Annotated in this window: 11 protein-coding genes; 3 read left to right on the top strand and 8 right to left on the bottom strand. The window is 71.5% G+C overall.

Going from position 1 to position 15408, the window contains the following annotated elements; all coding sequences use genetic code 11:
* Window positions 1–60: 60 nt before the first annotated feature.
* The 3 genes from AC507J_RS16755 to AC507J_RS16765 form a co-directional block, all read right to left on the bottom strand.
* Entirely contained in the window at window positions 61–2370 is a 2310-nt protein-coding gene (locus AC507J_RS16755) for an alpha-L-fucosidase (protein WP_496290069.1), read from the bottom strand.
* 195 nt (window positions 2371–2565) lie between these two features.
* Window positions 2566–2820, bottom strand: coding sequence for a hypothetical protein (locus AC507J_RS16760; protein ID WP_496290070.1), 255 nt, complete (start codon window positions 2818–2820; stop codon window positions 2566–2568).
* 109 nt (window positions 2821–2929) lie between these two features.
* Window positions 2930–3358 carry a hypothetical protein gene (locus AC507J_RS16765; RefSeq protein ID WP_496290071.1) on the bottom strand — a complete coding sequence of 143 codons (429 nt, stop codon included), beginning with the start codon at window positions 3356–3358 and terminating at the stop codon, window positions 2930–2932.
* 245 nt (window positions 3359–3603) lie between these two features.
* Here AC507J_RS16765 and AC507J_RS16770 point away from each other — a divergent pair, with 245 nt between their 5' ends.
* From AC507J_RS16770 to AC507J_RS16780, 3 genes are all read left to right on the top strand, one after another.
* Window positions 3604–4533 carry a hypothetical protein gene (locus tag AC507J_RS16770; RefSeq protein WP_496290072.1) on the top strand — a complete coding sequence of 310 codons (930 nt, stop codon included), beginning with the start codon at window positions 3604–3606 and terminating at the stop codon, window positions 4531–4533.
* A 90-nt stretch (window positions 4534–4623) separates the two neighbouring features.
* Window positions 4624–5838, top strand: coding sequence for a sensor histidine kinase (locus tag AC507J_RS16775; protein ID WP_496290073.1), 1215 nt, complete (start codon window positions 4624–4626; stop codon window positions 5836–5838).
* Window positions 5835–6461, top strand: a complete 627-nt coding sequence (locus AC507J_RS16780) for a response regulator transcription factor (protein ID WP_496290074.1) — start codon at window positions 5835–5837, stop codon at window positions 6459–6461. Before AC507J_RS16775 ends, AC507J_RS16780 begins: the two co-directional genes overlap by 4 nt.
* A 16-nt stretch (window positions 6462–6477) precedes the next feature.
* Here the strand turns inward: AC507J_RS16780 and AC507J_RS16785 are convergent, their stop codons facing one another.
* The 5 genes from AC507J_RS16785 to AC507J_RS16805 all read right to left on the bottom strand — a co-directional run bounded on the left by AC507J_RS16785 (window position 6478) and on the right by AC507J_RS16805 (window position 15393).
* Window positions 6478–6780, bottom strand: a complete 303-nt coding sequence (locus AC507J_RS16785; protein WP_496290075.1) for a MoaD/ThiS family protein — start codon at window positions 6778–6780, stop codon at window positions 6478–6480.
* Window positions 6777–7892: a WD40/YVTN/BNR-like repeat-containing protein gene (locus AC507J_RS16790; protein ID WP_496290076.1), complete on the bottom strand. Its 1116-nt coding sequence runs from the start codon at window positions 7890–7892 to the stop codon at window positions 6777–6779. The genes AC507J_RS16785 and AC507J_RS16790 overlap by 4 nt, the downstream gene beginning before the upstream one ends.
* 279 nt (window positions 7893–8171) lie before the next feature.
* Window positions 8172–12128 (bottom strand): CHAT domain-containing protein, encoded by a 3957-nt coding sequence (locus tag AC507J_RS16795; RefSeq protein ID WP_496290077.1) that lies wholly within the window; start codon window positions 12126–12128, stop codon window positions 8172–8174.
* Entirely contained in the window at window positions 12125–14086 is a 1962-nt protein-coding gene (locus tag AC507J_RS16800; protein ID WP_496290078.1) for a caspase family protein, read from the bottom strand. The genes AC507J_RS16795 and AC507J_RS16800 overlap by 4 nt, the downstream gene beginning before the upstream one ends.
* Complete coding sequence (locus AC507J_RS16805) at window positions 14083–15393, bottom strand: hypothetical protein (protein WP_496290079.1); 1311 nt, start codon at window positions 15391–15393, stop codon at window positions 14083–14085. The genes AC507J_RS16800 and AC507J_RS16805 overlap by 4 nt, the downstream gene beginning before the upstream one ends.
* Window positions 15394–15408: the final 15 nt, after the last annotated feature.

Raw genomic sequence — 15408 nt, forward strand, 5'->3', positions numbered from 1 at the left:
CGGCCGGGACCTTTGGCGGCGGCGGACCGGGGTCCGCCGCCGCCTGCACGTCGACCTGAACTAGCCGGTCACGGCCGTCAGATGCCACCGGAGGTTGGGGCTGCTGTCGACGGTCCACTGTTTCAGCGACGAGCCCGCTGGGACGTTGCCGCCGCTGTCCAGCGCGAGCCCGGTCTGTTTGTTGACGAACTGGTACACACCTGCGCCGACGCTCACCAGGCGCCACAGTTGGCTGTCCGCCCCGGTGGCCGTCACCTGCTGGACGAAGGTCCCGCTGCCGAGCCCCAGCCCGTCGATCACCAAGCCGGTGGCGGGGTTGGCGATCTCGTGGTAGCCGGCGGCCTTCTCGGTCAGCTTCCACTCCTGTTCGGCACTACCGTCGGGAGCCTGTTGCTTCACGGGGCTACCGCTGCCGCCGGAGTCGGTGTCGAGCGCGAAGCTGTTCGTCACGTTCGTCACCACGAATGGCTTGCTTAGGTCCTTGACGACCCGGATCGAACCCACCGCTGTCTTCTTCGGCAGGGCCTGAACCGAGCTGGTGTAGCTGGTCGGCGTACCGGTGAAGTTGTCGCCGGGGTAGAGGACCAGTGCCGTACCGGGCGCGACGTGCACCGAGGAGAGCTTGGTGCGCTTCAGGCCCAGGTCGGCCAGTTCGGCCGTGGTGTACTCCCCCGGGGCCAGCAGCGCGCTGACGCCCCGGAAGCCCTTGTCCTGGTAGACGCTCGCGCCGTCGGCGGCGGGGCGCGGGGTCGGGATGCCCTTCTTGAAGGAGAGCTTGAGCACGTACGCGGACGACGCGACCGGGCGCTGTCCCGGCATCGTCACCTTCAGGCCGTCCGGCTCCTGGCGTACGTTCTTGGTCAGGTTGATCGTCTTCTTCGGGCTGCTACCGAGCAGCTCGACCTTCTTCAGGTCAGCCAGGTTGGTGGTGTCCGAGCCCAGGGTGGTGATGTTGAGGACCTGGTTGTCCCCCGGCCAGCCCAGCACCGTGGCGTAGAGCGTGTCGTCCTTCTTGTTCCGGGTGAACCTGATGTCGGTGTTGGTGCCGACCTTGGGTGCGACGAACGAGCCGCCGCCCATCTTGGTCGGACCCTCGCCGTAGATGTCCCAGGCCCGGGTGGAGTAGATCGACTCACCGTATCGACCGAGGTAGTCGCCGATGTCGTGGAGCACGTCCCGCTGCCCCTGCGGGATCTCCCCCTCCAGGGTCGGCGAGACGTTCAGCAGCATGTTGCCGTTCTTGCTGACCCGGTCGATCAGGGCGTGGATCATCTGCTGCGACGAGTAGTAACCGATGCCCGTGGTGTAGCTCCAGCTGCTCGACGAGATGGCGTCGTCGGTGAGCCAGTACGGGCGGACGATGTCCGCCGGCCCGCCGCGCTCGTAGTCCTCGACCGCGCTGCGGTTGTCGAAGCCGCCGTCGAAGTGCTTGTAGGTCGTCACCACCTCCTTGCCCCACTTCTCGGCCTGGTTGAAGTAGTAGGCCAGGTAGTTGAGGCGCTGCTGCTCGTCCACGGCGCAGGGCCCTGGGTCGCCGTGGCAGTAGCCGGGGCTGTCGAGACCGAAGTCGTTCCAGATGATGTCCGGCTGACTCTGGTCGATCACTTCCTTCTGCTTGTCGAACCAGAGCTGGTCGGCGTCCTCGCGGGGCAGCTGGCCGTAGAGCTTGCGCAGGCTCGGGTCGGACTGCGGGGCGACGAACCGGAAGAACCCGTTGTAGTTGAACGAGTGGTGCATCGCCACCAGCAGCTTCATGTCCTGCTTGCGGATCGCCTCCGCGAAGATCTTCAGCAGGTCCAGCTTGGGGCCACGGTCAGCGGAGTTCCACTCGTTGACCTCGCTGTCCCACATGGAGTAGCCATCGTGGTGCTCGGCGACCGGGCCACCGAAGCGCGCTCCGGCCTCCTTGAAGAGGCGGGCCCACTCGTCCGGGTCGAACTTGCCGCCCTCCGACTTGAGGACCGGCTTGAACTGGACGTGGTTGCCGGCCTTGTCGACTCCACCGTCGATGAACTTCTCGTAGCCCCACTCGGTCTGCGGGTCGCCGTAGGTGGCCCGGTGGTGGTTGTTGATGCCGCTACCGTTGTTGTACATCTCGCGGCCGTACCACTCGTGCCCGTACTGCGGAGTGGTGAAGGCACCCCAGTGCCAGTAGATGCCGAACTTCGCGTCCTTGAACCACTCTGGCGAGGCGACGTGCTGGTTCACCGACTCCCAGGTCGGTTCGTAGGTGACGGTCTTGCCGGGCGGTGACGAGGGCGCCTCGGCGCGGGGGGTCGCCCCGGCCGGTGGCCCGGTCAGCAGTCCGAGGCCGAGCGCCCCGCTGGCTGTCAGAGCCGTGGCGGCTCGCAGAATTGATCGATTCGTCATACTCGGGAAACTCCCTCGACGCAGAGACGTGTTAGACACCTCACATACATCTGATGTTATGCACCTCGATCATGCGAGGTCAAGGACTGTCTCCTGAGGAAACCGCCCGGAGAAGGTTATTCATCAGATCATTTGTCGATCATGGACGGCGCTTCTCGCGCACCGGATGATGCCGCCGAGCGCCAAGCCCCAGAGTCAGGTCAACCCTTCGAGGCCGCCCGAACCCTTGGCGGACAACAGTTCACGGCGTACGACGCCGCGCTCAGTGCGCGGGCTGATGGTGCCGGACGGCACGCCGGCAACCTGCACGCGTACCGTGATCGGCTGGCCGCCGGAGGGCAGCCGATCGCCGACTCCCGCGACCCGGCCGCCCACCGTGGCGGTGAGGTGCAGAGCGACGGAGGCCGACCCGGCGAGCCGGCTCCGACCGGCGCGGAGGCCGGCCAGCACCGCTTAGGTGCGCAACTCCTCGGCGAAGACCACAGTGGAGGGTGGAGGTCCCCGCGTTACCAGGCGCCTGCTCGGCGGGCTCTCCCTTGGCGTCTCGCCCTGCCACGCTTCAGGAGATCCGCCCCAGCGCCAGGTGACAGGCGGCAAGGAGCACCGCCGTCGCCACCGGCCACGGCCACCAGCGGCAGGCTCGGGACAGCCGGATCAGCGAGATCACGAGGCAGGCGGTAGCCGACAGGCCCGCAGCGGCGGCCACGAGCCAGAAGGTCCGTTGCTCCGGACGCCAGCAGGCCCCCCACCCGTGGACGGCGGGATCGCACGGCTCGGCACCCGGACCGGTGAGCGCGGGCGACCAGTAGATCAGCATGATCACCCACAGGGACAGGAGCAGACCGCCCACCACCGCGAGGGGAATCGCCACCGCGAGCCGCAGGGCTCGGGTGCGGGCGCGGATGGTCACCGGCTCGGCACCCTCGGACCATTCGTCCGCCGTGGTCACCGGCTCGGCACCCTCGGACCATTCGTCTGCCGTGGTCACCCCGCCATCATCGCCGCTCGCGGCTCGCCCGTCGTCACCCGACCGTATCGGTCGGGGCGACCGGTCGAGGCTCAGCTCCCGTCGAGGCTCTTGTTAAGAGGGGGCCCCTCCTATGCACGAGGCGTTAACAAGGGGCCCTTCCTTTCATCTCCTACCGGGGTAGGAGATGGGGCTCCGACCGGGGGGCGGAGCTTGGGCTCGCGGGTGGGCGCGCCGCGCCGGAGCGCCGACCAGCATCTACAGGCATGACCAGTTTTGTACGCCAGGCAGGTGCCTGGCACCGTCCGCTTATGGTTTTCGTCTGGGCGATGGCGGGGCTCGCCGTCGTCTCCGCCGTCGGCATCTTCGCCGACGAGCGGGTGCTCACCGGGGCACCGATCTGGCTCAAGCCGTTCAAGTTCTCGGTCTCCCTGGCGTTGTACGGCCTCACCCTGGCCTGGCTGCTCTCGCTGCTGCGGCGGCGCAGCCGGATCGCGGAGTGGGCGGGCACCGTCGTGGTGGCGATGGGTGTGGTGGAGATGATCGTCGTCGTCGGGCAGGTGCTGCGCGGGCAGACCAGCCACTACAACGCGACCAGCCCGCTGAACGCCGTGCTGTGGCAGCTGATGGGCACCGCGATCATGGTGCTCTTCGTGGCGCATCTCGTGCTCGGGATGGTGGTGCTGCGGCAGCCGGTCGCGGACCGGGCCAGCCGGTACGCGATCGGGCTCGGGTTGGCTCTGACGGCGCTCGGCATGCTGGTGGCGATCCCGATGGTGCTGCCCGGTCAGGCGCCGGCGGTGGAGGGGATCGCCGGGGCGCACAGCGTGGGGGTGCCCGACGGTGGTCCCGGGCTGCCGCTGGTCGGCTGGAGCACCACCGGCGGCGACCTGCGGATCGGCCACTTCGTGGGGCTGCACGCGTTGCAGGTGCTGCCGATCCTGGCGCTCCTGCTGGGTCGGTTCCTCGGCGACCGCCTGGACAACGTCACCCGGGCGCGGCTGCTGCTGGTCGCGGGCGGCGGGTACGGCGGGCTGACGATTCTGCTGACCTGGCAGGCGCTGCGCGGGCAGTCGCTGCTGCGACCGGACGCGCTCACCCTGGCCGTCGCGGCGGCACTGGTGGTGGCGACCGTGGCCGCCGGTGCCCTGGTACTGAGCCGGGCTCGCCGCCCCGAGGTGGCGCTCGCGGCATGAACGAGCTGTTGTTCACGCTGACGTTCGCGGTGGCCGCACCCTTCCGGCCGGCGGTCGCCACGACACCCGAACCGGCCTAGGCTGATCACCGTGAGCTGGGCGGGGCGGCTGGTCGACGTACGCGACAGCCTGGTGCGGATGGTGCTTGTCATTCTCGCCGGCGTCGGATACCTGCTCTTCGTCCTCCAGGGCAGGCCGACCACCGACCAGCTGATCCTCGCGGTGGGTGCCTTCGCCGCCGGGCTGACGCTGCACCGCCGGCCGCTGGCCAACCTGCTCACGCAGACCGCGTTGCTGGCCGTCGCCATCCTCCGGCTCGACGACTGCACGATCAACCAGGTCGGTGCCAGCTGGGCGCTGCTCGAACTGACCATGCGGGCCGAGCGGACCCGGACCATCTGGCTGGCCACCGGCCTGCTGGCCGCGGTCGACATGATCGACTCGGTCGGCGATCCGCTCCCCCGCTTTCTCGCCGGGGCGGCCGGGCTGCTGGTGGAGGTCGGCCTCCCGCTGCTGCTCGGCCTGCTCATCCGGGCCAACCGGGAACTGTCGCAGCAGGCGCGGCAGCGGGCGGCGGAGGAACAGCGCCGGCGCGAGTCGGAGGCCCGGGCGGCCCGGGCCGACGAACGCAGCGCCATCGCCCGGGAGTTGCACGACGTGGTGGCGCATCACGTGGCCTCGATGGTGCTCCGGGTGGGCGTGGCCCGGCACGTGCTGACCGAGCTGGACCCGAGGGTGGACGAGGTCTTCGACGACGTACACGCGACCGGCACCGCGGCCCTGGCCGACCTGCGTCGGCTGGTCGCGGTGCTGCGCGACCCCGACGGCGTACGCGGCGACGCGGCGCTGACCGCGATCGAGCCCTCGGCGCTGCCGGCCGCCCTCGGCACGGCGGTCGACCGGGCCCGCCAGGCCGGGATCACAGTGGAGGCCGAGATCGACCCGGCGATCGGTTCGATCGACGCGGTACGGGGGCTGGCGGTGCTGCGCCTGACCCAGGAGTCGCTGACCAACGTGGCCAAGCACGTCGGCGCGTCCGCGCTGGCCCGGTTGTCGGTCCGGCTGGTCGACGGGGCGGTGCACTGGGAGGTGACCGACGACGGTCGGGGCCGGGTGCCGGCCTCGGTGCCGTCCGGTGGTGGTCACGGCATCACCGGGATGCGGGAGCGCGTCGAGGTCCTCGGTGGCCGCTTGGAGGTGGGACCGGCCGGTGCGGGCTGGCGGGTGCGTACCGTCCTACCTGCCGCCCCCGCTCCCGCCCGAACCGCCCCGCCCTCCTCCCCCGCTCGATTGGAGTCGACATGATCCGCGTCCTGCTCGTCGACGACCAGCATCTGATCCGGGCGGGCCTGCGCATGCTCTGCGACGCCCAGCCGGACATCGAGGTCGTCGGTGAGGCCGACAACGGCCGCGAGGCGATCGCCCTCGCCGCCCGGCTACGGCCGGACGTGGTGGTCATGGACCTGCGCATGCCGGGCGTCGACGGGATCACCGCGACCAGTCGGGTGCTCGCCGACCGGCCCGGCACCCGGGTGCTGGTGTTGACCACGTTCGGCGACGACGACCACCTCTATCCCGCGCTGACCGCCGGTGCCTGCGGATTCCTGCTCAAGGACGCACCCCCCACCGAGCTGCTGGACGGCATCCGCCGGGCCGCCTCCGGCGACAGCCCGTTCAGCCCGGAGGTGCTGCGGCGCCTGGTGCAGCGCGCGGTGCACGCCCGCGTCGAGGCACCGCCGCCCGTCGACGGGCTGACCACGCGCGAACAGGAGGTCCTGGACCTGGTGGCCGAGGGGCTCTCCAACGCGGAGATCGCCGAACGGCTGCACATCGGCGTCACCACGGTCAAGACCCACATCACCAGCCTGATGACCAAGACCGGCAGCCCGAATCGGGTACGCCTGGCCCTGTTCGCGCGCGGCGTTTGAGCGCCGGTGCCGGCGGTTAGCCGCCGGCCATCGCACCGAGGATGATAAGTGGTTCCTCGCCGGCCACGACCCGTTCGGGCAGGGGCGCGTCCGGCGCGGTGTTGGAGAGGTCCTCCTCGCAGGCGTAGAAGCGGACGAAGGCGCGGCGCTTGCCGCTGTGCCGGTCCCGGATGGTGCCGAGCAGCATCGGATAGCGCGCCTCGAGGGCGTCCAGCACCCGACGCTGGGTGGCCGGTTCCGGGCCGGCCACCTCGACGCGTACCTCGCCGGTGACCTTCGCCAGGTTCTTCAGATGGGCCGGGAGGACCACCCGGATCACGGCAACACCTGGACTTCGACGGAGAGTACGGCCGGCAGGTCCCGGACGATCGGCGCCCAGCTGTCGCCACCGTCGGCCGAGTGGTAGACCTGCCCGCCGGTGGTGCCGAAGTAGATGCCGCAGGGATCCAGCGTGTCGACCGCCATCGCGTCCCGGAGCACGTTGACGTAGCAGTGCGACTGCGGCAGGCCGGTGGTCAACGGCTCCCACTCGTCGCCGCCGGTGCGGCTGCGGTAGACGCGTAGCCGGCCCTCCGGCGGGTAGTGCTCGGAGTCGCTCTTGATCGGCACGACGTAGATCGTCTCGGGGTCGTTGGCGTCCACCGCGATCGGGAACCCGAAATCCGACGGAAGGTTGCCGCTGATCTCGCGCCAGTGCTCCCCGGCGTCGTCGCTGCGCATGACGTCCCAGTGCTTCTGCATGAAGAGCGTGTCCGGCCGGGACGGGTGCTGGGCGATGTGGTGCACGCAGTGGCCGACCTCGGCGTCGGTGTCGGGGATCTCCCCCGAGCGCAGCCCCTTGTTGATCGGCGACCAGCTGGCACCGGCGTCGTCGCTGCGGAACGCGCCCGCCGCCGAGATGGCGGTGTAGATCCGGCCGGGGTGCACCGGGTCCAGGATGATCGTGTGCAGGCAGAGACCGCCGGCGCCGGGCTGCCAGGACGGCCCGGTCGGGTGGGTACGCAGCGCGGTCAGCTCGGTCCACTTCTGGCCACCGTCGGTGGAGACGTAGAGGGCGGCGTCCTCGGCGCCCGCGTACACGGTGTCGGGGTCGTCGCGGGACGGTTCGAGGTGCCAGATGCGCTTGAACTCCCACGGGCGCGGCGTGCCGTCGTACCACAGGTGGTCGCCGACGTCGCCTGCGTAGGCGAAGTCGTTGCCGACCGTGGCCCAGCTGCGGCCGCCGTCGTCGGAGCGCTGGATCAGCTGGCCGAACCAGCCACCGGACTGCGAGACGTAGAGCCGGTCCGGGTCGGCCGGCGACCCGGTCAGGTGCATGATCTCCCAGCCGCCGAAGTGCGGGCCGTCGACCGTCCAGTCGCCGCGCCGGCCGTCCGAGGTCAGGATGAACGCGCCCTTGCGGGTGCCGACCAGCACCCGTACGCCGGTCATGCGGCCACCTCGCGTCGCGCGGCGGCGGCACGGCCGGTCCTCGGGCCGCCTGGCGGAATCGCTCGTTGCTTGTCGCTCATTCGGTGCATCCTCTCGTTCGGTCCGGCGGGCCGGGTCAATCCCGCCCGGCGTGCCGAAGCCCATCGGTCACCCTCGGTCTACTCCACAGGTACGACGAATCTCCGCCCTCGATGCGGACAACGAGCCTGGCTCTCGGCGGACGCCCGCCCCGCGGCCGCCGGCCGGACCCCACCGAGCGATCGGCCGGCTCGCCGGGACTCATCGCCCGAGGTGAGTGAAGGCGGCCCAGGCCAGCGGATCGGCGTTGTCGGGACGGGCGCACTGGGTGGCGAGTTCGGCTGGCATCCCCTCGGGCGGGCTGCGATCCGGATCCAGCATCCACAGCTGCGCGCGGTGCAGCGCTTCCGCGGGCGGGCAGTTCTTTACGTAGAGATGGTGATGGACCAGGTACATCAGCAGGGAGGTGCCCACGTCCGGCACCGACCACAACGAGCCGAAGACGGTCTGCGCGCCAGCCGCGAGAAACACGGAGGCGAGGCTGAACGCCTCGTCGGGCAGCCCGCCGGCCAGGTTCGTGGTGCAGGCGGCCAGGAACACCTGTCCCAGTTCGAGTGCGGCGAGGCGGGAGACCTCCACCAACTCCCGGGCCGGCAGTCGGCCATCGGCCAGCAGCAGGTGGGAATCTGCCGGACGGACCGGATCGATCCGCCCATGGCAGGCGAGGTGCAGCAGGGAGGGACCGGCACCTGCGGCCCGCACCCAGTCCAGCACGGCGTCCCGCCGGGCGGTCCGGTCCGGCCCCGCATCGGGTCCGCCGAGGTAGCGGCCCTCGGGATGGAAGCGTCGGTGGATCGCCCGCGCCTCGACGCCGGCGAATGGCAGGTCACCCAGCGGATCCCCGACGATAAGGGCGGAACGGACGGGACGTACGGGTTGGGCTGCGGCCGTGCCGAGCAGGCGAGCGGAGGGGGTGTAGGAGATGACCAGGTCGTGGACGGCGTACCGGCGACCGGACGGGGTCTCCTGGTACGCGGCGTGCCACGGCACCAACCCGAGCAGACCCATCGGCACGAGCACCACCCGCCGTGGTGCCCGGCTCTGCCCCAGGCGGGCCACCAGCGGGCGCATGGCGGCCCGCCACGCCCATCGGCACAGGTCGTCGATCCCGCTCCGCGCCGAGGGCGGCAGGCTCCCGCCGACCGGCCCGGCATCCCGGAGTGACAGGTCCTCCGATCCGGCGTTTCGGGACGACCGGTCCTCCGGACCGGTGAGGCCGGCGCCAAGCGCGGCCCGCAGCAGCCGCCGTACCGGTGCGCCGTCCCCGGTGCCAAGCTCGGGTAGTTCGAGCAGATCGACCTCACCGGCGTTGGAGACGATCACGGCGAGGCCCGGCACCGGATGGGCGGCCGGCACCAGGTAGACGAGCGCGTCTGCACCCAGGGTGGTGAGGGTCGCACCGATCTCGCCGGAGCGGGCCTGTGCCAGCGGCCCGCGCGTGGCCAGGTCTTCGGCGTCGAGCGTGGAGATCACCCGCAGCCGCAGGTCGTCGGGGATCTCTCCGGCGGTGGCGACCGCACCGAGCACCTCCCCGGTGAGCTGGTCGCGGCCCAGTCCACTGGTCTGCCGCCATTGCGTGGCCAACTCGCCCTGCCCGGCCGCATCGAGCAGGTCGGCCACCGTACGGGAGGCGGTGACGGCCTGTAGGACGAGACCGCGCCCGGCGTCGAGGGCGGCGACCAGGTCGTCGTCGGCCTGGTCCTGAAGGCACCACCGGACGACGGCGGTCGCGTCGGTGGCGGCCTCCCGGGCGGTCTCCATCGCGTGGTCCGTACCGGCCTGGAGGAGCACCCGCCGGGCATGGCCGTGCAGGGCGGCGAGCCCGAGTCGCCGGGTCCGCGCCCGGTCGGGGTCACCGGCGAGGCGCAGGGCGTACGCGAGGTCGCGCATCAGGATCGTCCATTTCGTGCCATCGGCGCCGACCTCCGTCTTCGCCTGCTCCAGCAGGTCGACGGCGCGGGCGGCGGCCCGGCGGTCCCGAACCATCAACGCCGGGACGAGTTCCGCCTTCGCGGCGAGCATAAATGTCGTCACGCGGACGATGTGTCCCCGTTCCAGCCGACCGGCGGCGTCGGCCAGGTGTGCTGCCCACCGTCGGAGCAGCGGCAGGTCGCCACGCTGGCTGCCCGCCCAGATCTGCACTCCGCCGGTCAGCACCGAGACGAACACCGTGTGTGACAGCGGTCCGGGCGGCAGGGGCGTCGGGGACTGCGGTCGAACCTCTCCCTCGCCGGTGAGGAGGATCAGTAGGTCCTGACCGATGCGGATCAGCGGATCCAGGAGATTTGTCTTCATTCGGGCGGCGACGAGGTCACGCCGTAGCGCGAGGGCACGCCCGATCATCCGGCGCAGGCCCGGGGCGGCGCCTCGGCTGCCCGATGTGAGCGTTTCCGCCAGGGCGAGGGCGATGTCCATCTCACGGCGGTGCAGATCCAGCCGGGCCTTGCCGGTGGTCTCGTACGCCTGCGCCAGCGCCTGCGCAAGCGACCGGCCGGCGTCCTGGCTACGCAGATCCCCGTACTTGACGGCCCGTGCCTGAAGCGCGACCGGCAGCATGAGCCGGGCCACGTTCCCATCGGCCAGGGTGAACGCCTCGTCCTTGTGCGCACGCAGCAGCGCGTGCAGGCCCCGGTCCGGGCTCTGGCCCGACGCGCTGTCCTCGGCCAACTGCTGCACGATGCTTTCGGCCATCGCCAGCGTGCCGAGCACGTCCGGCGGCAGGTCACCGTCGGGCGCTCCGGCCACCGCGAACAGGCGCCGCTGCCTGGGTAGGTCGAGATGGTCCGGCAGTTCGCCGACGTAGGCGAACTCGGTGAGCAGCAGGCAGGCGGCGAAGGCTGCCCGCTTGGGGTCGCAGGTGGCGACCAGGTCGTCCAGTAGCTGGTCGCCCTCGTTTAGGATCTCCCGCAGCCGGGGCAGGCTGGGCGGGACGGCTTCCGGGTACGTGTCGATCTCGTGGTCCAGCAGTTTGTTCGCGGCCTTGAGCCGAAGGAGCTGCGCCACCACCGCCTCGTCGGTCGGGCCGCCCTCGGCCACGGCGTGATCCAGACAGCGGATGGCGGCATCGAGGGTCTCCGGCGCCGAGGCGAGCTGCCAGCGCGCCAGGTGCGTCTCACCCAGTTGCCGCCATACCGGTCCGGGCCGCTGGACCGACGGCAACGCCTTCTCCAGCAGGGCCACCGCCTCGGCGAGGAGGTCCAGGTCACCCGCGTCGATTCCGGTCTCGTGCAGCAGTTCGGCAAGCGCGACATCGAAGGCGGGGTCGGGATCCCTCGCGCACACCGTGCGCCAGCGGGCGACAGCTGTGTCGAGGTCTGCCCGCTCGGCGTCCAGGCCCCACCGCATCGCGTACGCCTCGGCCTGGTGACGGTGCAGCGTCACCCAGGTGAACGAGTCCGGGTCGCAGACGGGCAGGGCCCGGTCCGCCACCGTGATCGCCTGTTCGACGCTCGTCCGGTCCTCGCGCAGGCCCGCCGTCTCCAGGTGAGCCGCGACGAGTTCGGCGGAGGCGAAGGCGTAGTGCGGGGTGGTGTCCGGCGACAGCTCCGCCAGCGCCTCGGCGAGCACCGCGACGCCCCGGTCCAGATCCTGCTCGGTCTGCCCGCCGTAGTCGTAGCGGTCCAGCAGCAGCACACCGAGCAGCATCCGGGCGTAACCGCTGTCCACACCGCCCTGGCGCACCACATCCAGCGCGGTGAGCGCCTCGTCCCGGTGCTCGGCAGCGGTCTCCGGGTTCTCCTCAGCCGCGCAGCGCCAGAGGAAACGCTGCCAGATCGCGTCCACCAGGTCGTCGGCCACCCCGTCCCGGTCGGCGTCGACCGCCGGCCAGCCCCGGTACGCCGCCATCAGGTGCCCGACGGCACCCTCGTGGTCGGCCGGCTCGTCACCGAGCCGGGCCCGTTCGGCGTGGCAGATGCCGAGTCCCCAGTGCCAGTACGGCACCTGCTCGTGCCGCGGGGCGCGGGCCAGCGCCCGACCGAACTCCGCGATGGCGGCCAGCAGCGACGTCTCGTCCGGTTCGCGTTGGTAGCGTTCCACGTACGCCGCACCGAGCAGCCCGGCCGGTTCGGCGAGGTCCGCACCGGCCGGTGGGTCCGCGACGTACGCGTTCAGTCGGGCGATCCACTCGTCGAGGGGTACCTCATCGTCCTCGATCATCGGTGCCCCGGCGGTGCCTCGGTACGGCGGCGGGCCGGCACCTCGGTGACCACCGGCACCGCCACCGTCGCCCAGTCGCACGCGCCCGGGTCGACGGCTCCCGCGTCCCGGTGCACCGCGGCCAGGCCGAGCCGTCCGAGCAGACCGGTGACGGCCAGCGGTGCGCGGGTCCGCCCGGGCCATACCTCGTCCACCGCCGGCAGCTCGAACGGCGACGAGCTGAACTGCTCCTCGGCCGCGAGCAGCAGCAGCCAGTCCCGGGTACGCGTGCCGGGTTGCACCGCCGCGCCGACGGGCAGCCGGAACTCGACCGGTCGACCGGAGAGCGCCGCCGCGACGCGTCCGGGTGCGACGTGGTCGCCGGGAAAGAGGGTGGCGTGCACCCGGTGCCGCTCGGTGATGTTGATCAGGACGAAGAAGAGCTGCCGGTCGCTGTCGTTGCGCATCCGGACGAACACCGTCGGCGGCACCCAGACGCCCTGCTCCCGGCGGTAGCGCAGGCGCAGGGCACCGTCCGCGTCCGGCAGCAGAGGCGGCCGGTGCGCGGGCACGCTGAACTCGCCCGGTCTGGTCTCGACGAGTTCCACACGAACCGCTCCCAACAGGCTGGAGACGGGATTCACCAGGGCCTTGACCTGGTGCACGCGGGCCAGGTGTTCGAGGGCCGCAGCCGCTCGCCGGCCGTCGTCGTGACCGGTGTTCAACTCGACGCCGAGCGGCGCGCCGTCCGCGTCGCAGACCCGCACCCGGTCCGGTTGGTCGGCGTCCAGCAGCAGGTCCGTCGTCCTCTCCCCGTCGCCCTCGACCGGTCGGAGGTGCGGCGAGGGTCGCCCGCCGGGCCCCGCCGACGCGAGCGCCTTCAGCACCAGGTCCGCCGCCGGCCGGTACGCGCCGCCGACGGCCACGGTCACCGTCGGCATCGGGACCCGGCTCAACACGACGGGGTACTGGATGTCCTCGTCGGGAGCCCAGCCGAGCGCCTCGACCACGCTGCGTCCGGGCTCGACCCGCATGATCCGCGCCTCGCGCAACTCCGGTCCGGGTACCGCCACCCGCGCGTCCTCCGCGCCGGGTCCGAGCGACAGGCCGTGGCAGGAACCGGCGTCGATCTCCCACTCGCGGCGCACCCGGCGCATCCGGATGCCGGTGGCCGGCGGGATGATCTGCCCGCCCAGGAAGGGCTGGTCGGCGATGCCGGGAGTCACCGGATCCAACTGCGGAACCTGGTGCCAGGATCGGCGTTCCACTTCGCACCGCGCCGCGACCAGCAGCTCACGGTACGTCGCGGCCGGACCGAGCCGGCGCATGGCGTTCAGCAGCGACCAGCTGAACAGGCCGTGCGCGCGTCCGTCCGCCCAGGTCTCCACGGCGGTCTGATCCTCCCGGCAGGCCGCCAGCACGATCCGTTCCTCGGGCGGCCGGGCCAGGGCGCGGCGCAGCTCCGGCAGGAGCAGCTCGATGGCCGGCGGGGTCTCCAGCGCCGGGACGTAGCGCACCGGGTTGCGACTGGCGCCGTGCGAATGGCAGCTGTCCAGTACGACCGCCAGGTGGCAGCCGCTCGCGGCAATCCCGTCGAGCAGGAGCAGGAGTTCCTTGTCGTAGAGGTCGGGAACCTGGCCGTGTCGGCTGTCGTGGCAGATCAGCGTCTGGAGCTGACCGGACGGCTCCAGGTGCCACAGTTCCTCGGGCAGCGGTGCCCAGGAGCCGTGTCCGCTGAACCAGAAGAGGGCGGTGTCGCCCGGTCCGGCCTGGCCCAGGTGTTCGCGCAGGCCCATGACGACGGCGGCGCGGGTGGCCTCGCCGTCCGAGAGCAGCCGGATCATCGGCGGCTGTTCACCCTTGGCGCGTACCCGGAGGAACTCCGCTACCGCGGCCACATCGTTGGCGCAGCCCTGCAACGGGCTGACGGCCAGGTAGTGGTTGATCCCCACCAGGAACGCGAAGACCCGCCCGGTCATCGGCCGGGCCCCGGCGGTACGTGCAGCCAGCCGTGTTCGACGAAGCCCTTGTCGGGCAGGTCGATGGTGATCTCGGCGAACTCGTGCGGCAGCGGTGGAAGCGTGGAGTGCCAGATGACGTCCCGGTAGAGCAGGTCCGGCACGCCCAGGACGTAGTCGGCAGCCGGGTTGTCCCGGATCGCGGCACGCAGCGGTGGACTGTCGAGGATCCGGTGCACCGCGATCGCGGCGGTGCCAACCCAGCCGCTGTCGGCGGGCTTCATCAGGCCACGGTGCAGCGCGACGCGGAGTCGCATCCGTTCCGCGGGGCTCAGGCCGTGGTTGGTCCGACGCAACGCGTCGGCCAGGCCGCCGATCAGGTCCGGGATCACCTGCGACTCGTCGATGCCGACCGGCAGGACGGCGAACTGCCCGTCGCCCTGCCCCTGGATCACCACCGCCGTCTCGTCCAGACCGGCGCAGCGACGGGCGGCGGCCAGAACCCGCACCAGCCAGGACTGGGTTCGCTCCGCGAGTTGGTTCGGTCGACGGCTGTAGCTGGTCACGTCGGCGGCCAGGCACAGTCGTACCGCCGCTCCGCTCGACGCGGCCGGTCCCGGCAGCGCCTCGCGGAACGGCACCGAGTCCTGGAGGGTGGCGTGCCGCCGCGCTGGCCGGTTCCGCCAGGTACCGGCCAACTCCACCTCCAGACCGATCCGGCCGGACAGTTCCCGCATGGACGCCGGCACCTCGACCAGGGCGTGCATGCCATACGTGAGCGGCAGGAACATCGCGCCCGACGGGTCCTCGTACGACCATCCGAAGTGGCGCCGCTGGGTGCCGAACGACCAGGCCCGGGGGCGGCCGGAGCGGGGCGCCAGCCGGAGCAGCCAGCCCTGGCGAGCCGTGGCGGCGTGGATCGCGCGGTCGGCGGAGGGTGTCAGCGCCAACGGCGGGCCGGCACCGTAGCTCACGCCGAGCGTGCCGCCGTCGCGATCGAGCCGTACCGCCACGGCCTCGCCGTCGAGAGTGACCTCGAAGCGCACCGAGGTGTACCGGCCGTCGGCCGGATCGTCGAGGTCGAAGGCGAACAGCAGCCCGTAGTAGCGCCGGCCCGCCAGCTGGGCGCGGCGGCGCAGCTCGGACGGCAGGTCCGCCACCGCCACCGGGAAGATCAGGGGACGGCCGCAGCTCACCGCGCCGGCATCGAACGGCAGGTCACTCTCGTCGGCTCCGCGTCCCTGACCGGATCGTAGTGCCGATCGGGCCAGCACATCACCCGGCCGTAACCGTTCCTCTTCGGACCAGATTGATTCGTCCCCGGTCATCGCTCCTCCAGTGCA

This window comes from Micromonospora sp. PRAS1, assembly GCF_059553435.1.